Genomic DNA, 5440 nt, shown 5'->3' on the forward strand with positions numbered 1-5440 from the left:
AGCGCACGCCTGATAAGCGTGAGGTCGATGGTTCGAGTCCATTTAGGCCCACCATACAAACTTCTACCGAATTGTTATAACAAGGTTCGGGATTTAATTGTCTTTAGCATCAATAATGCTTCGGGGCCTTAGCTCAGCTGGGAGAGCGCCTGCCTTGCACGCAGGAGGTCAGCGGTTCGATCCCGCTAGGCTCCACCAATTACCAAACATTGGTTGTTGAAAAACAATCAAAATTCTATTAAAGTATAGTAGTTGCTCTTTTTTGAGGCAACGAGGTGGTCTTTGAAAACTAGATAGTAATGCATTGAAGTTTTACCGGATCAACATCTATTGATGTTGAGAAGAGAGAACTGAGATAGTCAAGAATTCTTCAACGTCTTAAGTCAATCTATGGATTGACAATTAATTACAGATGGATTAGAAACAAGGAGTTCGAGGAAGTGAAGCTTTGAGGAGCGGAGTGTACGTTTAACGGGTACTCGAGCACCGCAGAAGCGAACTGACGAAGAAATCCGCCGTTTATAAACCAGCTGAGGTTAAGTTAGAAAGGGCGCACGGTGAATGCCTTGGCACTAGGAGCCGACGAAGGACGGGACGAACACCGATATGCCTCGGGGAGCTGTAAGTAAGCTTTGATCCGGGGATTTCCGAATGGGGGAACCCACCATCCGTAATGGGATGGTATCCATATCTGAATACATAGGATATGAGAAGGCAGACCTGGGGAACTGAAACATCTAAGTACCCAGAGGAAGAGAAAGCAAATGCGATTTCCTGAGTAGCGGCGAGCGAAACGGAAACAGCCCAAACCAAGAAGCTTGCTTCTTGGGGTTGTAGGACACTCTATACGGAGTCAGAAAAGAACGGGGTAGATGAAGCGGTCTGGAAAGACTGGCCAAAGAAGGTAACAGCCCTGTAGTCAAAACTTCGTTCTCTCCAGAGTGGATCCTGAGTACGGCGGGACACGTGAAACCCCGTCGGAATCCGGGAGGACCATCTCCCAAGGCTAAATACTCCCTAGTGACCGATAGTGAACCAGTACCGTGAGGGAAAGGTGAAAAGCACCCCGGGAGGGGAGTGAAATAGATCCTGAAACCGTGTGCCTACAAGTAGTTGGAGCCCGTTAATGGGTGACAGCGTGCCTTTTGTAGAATGAACCGGCGAGTTACGATTACGTGCAAGGTTAAGCTGATGAGGCGGAGCCGTAGCGAAAGCGAGTCTGAATAGGGCGAGTTAGTACGTGGTCGTAGACCCGAAACCGTGTGATCTACCCATGTCCAGGGTGAAGTTCAGGTAACACTGAATGGAGGCCCGAACCCACGCGTGTTGAAAAACGCGGGGATGAGGTGTGGGTAGGGGTGAAATGCCAATCGAACTCGGAGATAGCTGGTTCTCCCCGAAATAGCTTTAGGGCTAGCCTCGAGGGAAGAGTATTGGAGGTAGAGCACTGATTGGACTAGGGGTCCCCACAGGATTACCGAATTCAGTCAAACTCCGAATGCCAAATACTTATCCTCGGGAGTCAGACTGCGAGTGCTAAGATCCGTAGTCAAGAGGGAAACAGCCCAGACCATCAGCTAAGGTCCCAAAGTATACGTTAAGTGGAAAAGGATGTGGAGTTGCACAGACAACCAGGATGTTGGCTTAGAAGCAGCCACCATTTAAAGAGTGCGTAATAGCTCACTGGTCGAGTGACTCTGCGCCGAAAATGTACCGGGGCTAAACGTATCACCGAAGCTATGGATTGTCCTAACGGACAGTGGTAGGGGAGCGTTCTGCGTGCAGCGAAGTCAGACCGAGAGGACTGGTGGAGCGCGTAGAAGTGAGAATGCCGGTATGAGTAGCGAAAAGAGGGGTGAGAATCCCCTCCGTCGAAAGCCCAAGGTTTCCTGAGGAAGGCTCGTCCGCTCAGGGTAAGTCGGGACCTAAGCCGAGGCCGAAAGGCGTAGGCGATGGACAACAGGTTGAAATTCCTGTACCACCTCCTCACCGTTTGAGTAATGGGGGGACGCAGTAAGGTAGGGTAAGCGCACTGATGGATATGTGCGTCTAAGCAGTTAGGCTGGTGAATAGGCAAATCCGTTCACCATGAAGGCTGAGCTGTGATAGCGAGGGAAATTAAGTACCGAAGTTCCTGATCCTACACTGCCAAGAAAAGCCTCTAGCGAGGTGAGAGGTGCCCGTACCGTAAACCGACACAGGTAGGCGAGAAGAGAATTCTAAGACGCTCGGGAGAACTCTCGTTAAGGAACTCGGCAAAATGACCCCGTAACTTCGGGAGAAGGGGTGCTCTGATAGGGTGCAAGCCCGAGAGAGCCGCAGTGAAAAGATCCAAGCGACTGTTTAGCAAAAACACAGGTCTCTGCGAAGCCGTAAGGCGAAGTATAGGGGCTGACACCTGCCCGGTGCTGGAAGGTTAAGAGGAGGGGTTAGCCGCAAGGCGAAGCTCTGAATTGAAGCCCCAGTAAACGGCGGCCGTAACTATAACGGTCCTAAGGTAGCGAAATTCCTTGTCGGGTAAGTTCCGACCCGCACGAATGGTGTAACGATTTGGATACTGTCTCAACGAGAGACCCGGTGAAATTATATTACCTGTGAAGATGCAGGTTACCCGCGACAGGACGGAAAGACCCCATGGAGCTTTACTGTAGCTTGATATTGGATTTTGGTACAGTTTGTACAGGATAGGTAGGAGCCTTGGAAGCCGGAGCGCTAGCTTCGGTGGAGGCGTCGGTGGGATACTACCCTGACTGTACTGAAATTCTAACCTCGAGCCGTGATCCGGTTCAGGGACAGTGTCAGGTGGGCAGTTTGACTGGGGCGGTCGCCTCCTAAACAGTAACGGAGGCGCCCAAAGGTTCCCTCAGAATGGTTGGAAATCATTCGAAGAGTGCAAAGGCATAAGGGAGCTTGACTGCGAGACCTACAAGTCGAGCAGGGACGAAAGTCGGGCTTAGTGATCCGGTGGTTCCGCATGGAAGGGCCATCGCTCAACGGATAAAAGCTACCCTGGGGATAACAGGCTTATCTCCCCCAAGAGTCCACATCGACGGGGAGGTTTGGCACCTCGATGTCGGCTCATCGCATCCTGGGGCTGAAGTAGGTCCCAAGGGTTGGGCTGTTCGCCCATTAAAGCGGTACGCGAGCTGGGTTCAGAACGTCGTGAGACAGTTCGGTCCCTATCCGTCGCGGGCGCAGGAAATTTGAGAGGAGCTGTCCTTAGTACGAGAGGACCGGGATGGACACACCGCTGGTGTACCAGTTGTTCCGCCAGGAGCATAGCTGGGTAGCTACGTGTGGACGGGATAAGCGCTGAAAGCATCTAAGCGTGAAGCCCCCCTCAAGATGAGATTTCCCATGGAGTTAATCCAGTAAGACCCCTTAGAGATGATGAGGTTGATAGGTCTCGGGTGGAAGCGTGGCGACACGTGGAGCTGAGAGATACTAATCGGTCGAGGACTTATCCTATAAATAAGACGAAGATTGACTACAATGCATACTATCTAGTTTTGAGAGATCACGTAAGTGATATTTCAACTAAATAAGTCTAGTGGCGATAGCGAAGAGGTCACACCCGTTCCCATGCCGAACACGGAAGTTAAGCTCTTCAGCGCCGATGGTAGTTGGGGGCTTCCCCCTGTGAGAGTAGGACGTTGCTAGGCGTATTTATTTGGAGGATTAGCTCAGCTGGGAGAGCACCTGCCTTACAAGCAGGGGGTCGGCGGTTCGATCCCGTCATCCTCCACCATATATGCCGGCCTAGCTCAATTGGTAGAGCAACTGACTTGTAATCAGTAGGTTGGGGGTTCAAGTCCTCTGGCCGGCACTCTTGAGTTTCACAATATATCAAGAGCCATTAGCTCAGTTGGTAGAGCATCTGACTTTTAATCAGAGGGTCGAAGGTTCGAATCCTTCATGGCTCACCATTTTTAAAATATGCGGGTGTGGCGGAATTGGCAGACGCGCTAGACTTAGGATCTAGTGTCTTATGACGTGGGGGTTCGACTCCCTTCACCCGCACCATATTTTAAATATGCGGAAGTAGTTCAGTGGTAGAACACCACCTTGCCAAGGTGGGGGTCGCGGGTTCGAATCCCGTCTTCCGCTCCAATAGGTACTATAATAAAATACCTAGTTCTAATGTATATGCCGGGGTGGTGGAATTGGCAGACACACAGGACTTAAAATCCTGCGGTAGGTGACTATCGTGCCGGTTCAAGTCCGGCCCTCGGTACCATTTTTAATACATCAAATTATGCGCCCGTAGCTCAATTGGATAGAGCGTTTGACTACGGATCAAAAGGTTAGGGGTTCGACTCCTCTCGGGCGCGCCATTATTATACAATTTAATGTCGGGAAGTGGCTCAGCTTGGTAGAGCACCTGGTTTGGGACCAGGGGGTCGCAGGTTCAAATCCTGTCTTCCCGACCATTTAATTTATGGGGCCTTAGCTCAGCTGGGAGAGCGCCTGCCTTGCACGCAGGAGGTCAGCGGTTCGATCCCGCTAGGCTCCACCAAAAAAGATGTTGACATTTGTTTCAGAATGCTGTAACATAGTATTTCTGACGGTGAAACGTCATTGTATAGCTCTTTGAAAACTGAACAGAACAAAGCCAAGCGAAAGAGATACATGATATCTCATTGCCATTGCAAAAATGGCAAACCCGTCATTGTAAAATGACAAAAAGTTGCGAAAGCAACACTTTTATGAGCTTAATCAACTCACTTTTATGGAGAGTTTGATCCTGGCTCAGGACGAACGCTGGCGGCGTGCCTAATACATGCAAGTCGAGCGGACTGATTAAAAGCTTGCTTTTAATCAGTTAGCGGCGGACGGGTGAGTAACACGTGGGCAACCTGCCCTGTAGACTGGGATAACACCGAGAAATCGGTGCTAATACCGGATAACTTTGAGGTCACATGACCTCAAATTAAAAGATGGCTCCGGCTATCACTACAGGATGGGCCCGCGGCGCATTAGCTAGTTGGTAGGGTAACGGCCTACCAAGGCGACGATGCGTAGCCGACCTGAGAGGGTGATCGGCCACACTGGGACTGAGACACGGCCCAGACTCCTACGGGAGGCAGCAGTAGGGAATCTTCCGCAATGGACGAAAGTCTGACGGAGCAACGCCGCGTGAACGATGAAGGCCTTCGGGTCGTAAAGTTCTGTTGTTAGGGAAGAACAAGTGCCGTTCGAATAGGTCGGCACCTTGACGGTACCTAACCAGAAAGCCACGGCTAACTACGTGCCAGCAGCCGCGGTAATACGTAGGTGGCAAGCGTTGTCCGGAATTATTGGGCGTAAAGCGCGCGCAGGCGGTCTTTTAAGTCTGATGTGAAAGCCCACGGCTCAACCGTGGAGGGTCATTGGAAACTGGGAGACTTGAGTGCAGAAGAGGAGAGTGGAATTCCACGTGTAGCGGTGAAATGCGTAGATA

The 5440-nt window shown here is 50.9% G+C and carries 10 tRNA genes, 2 rRNA genes and 1 other annotated feature; all 12 genes read left to right on the plus strand.

Annotation, left to right across the window (positions count from 1 at the left end):
- Window positions 1-122 precede the first annotated feature (122 nt).
- The 12 genes from BK585_RS00005 (at window position 123) to BK585_RS00060 (ending at window position 4516) form a co-directional block, all read left to right on the plus strand.
- Window positions 123-198, plus strand: a tRNA-Ala gene (locus tag BK585_RS00005).
- A gap of 336 nt (window positions 199-534) precedes the next feature.
- Window positions 535-3468 (plus strand): 23S ribosomal RNA (locus BK585_RS00010).
- A gap of 78 nt (window positions 3469-3546) precedes the next feature.
- Window positions 3547-3662 (plus strand): 5S ribosomal RNA (gene rrf / locus BK585_RS00015).
- Window positions 3663-3672: 10 nt separating this feature from the next.
- A tRNA-Val gene (locus tag BK585_RS00020) sits at window positions 3673-3748 on the plus strand.
- A gap of 5 nt (window positions 3749-3753) precedes the next feature.
- A tRNA-Thr gene (locus BK585_RS00025) sits at window positions 3754-3826 on the plus strand.
- Between the two features lie 24 nt (window positions 3827-3850).
- Window positions 3851-3926: transfer RNA gene (locus BK585_RS00030), tRNA-Lys, on the plus strand.
- Window positions 3927-3938: 12 nt separating this feature from the next.
- Window positions 3939-4023 (plus strand) — tRNA-Leu (locus BK585_RS00035).
- Window positions 4024-4035: 12 nt separating this feature from the next.
- A tRNA-Gly gene (locus BK585_RS00040) sits at window positions 4036-4110 on the plus strand.
- Window positions 4111-4148: 38 nt separating this feature from the next.
- Window positions 4149-4237, plus strand: a tRNA-Leu gene (locus BK585_RS00045).
- A gap of 20 nt (window positions 4238-4257) precedes the next feature.
- Window positions 4258-4334, plus strand: a tRNA-Arg gene (locus BK585_RS00050).
- A 19-nt stretch (window positions 4335-4353) separates the two neighbouring features.
- Window positions 4354-4430 (plus strand) — tRNA-Pro (locus tag BK585_RS00055).
- Window positions 4431-4440: 10 nt separating this feature from the next.
- A tRNA-Ala gene (locus BK585_RS00060) sits at window positions 4441-4516 on the plus strand.
- A 218-nt stretch (window positions 4517-4734) separates the two neighbouring features.
- Window positions 4735-5290, plus strand: a sequence feature (16S ribosomal RNA rRNA prediction is too short).
- The last annotated feature ends 150 nt before the right edge of the window (window positions 5291-5440 follow it).

Source organism: Bacillus alkalicellulosilyticus (assembly GCF_002019795.1).
Classification (GTDB): Bacteria; Bacillota; Bacilli; order Bacillales; family Bacillaceae_F; genus Bacillus_AO; species Bacillus_AO alkalicellulosilyticum.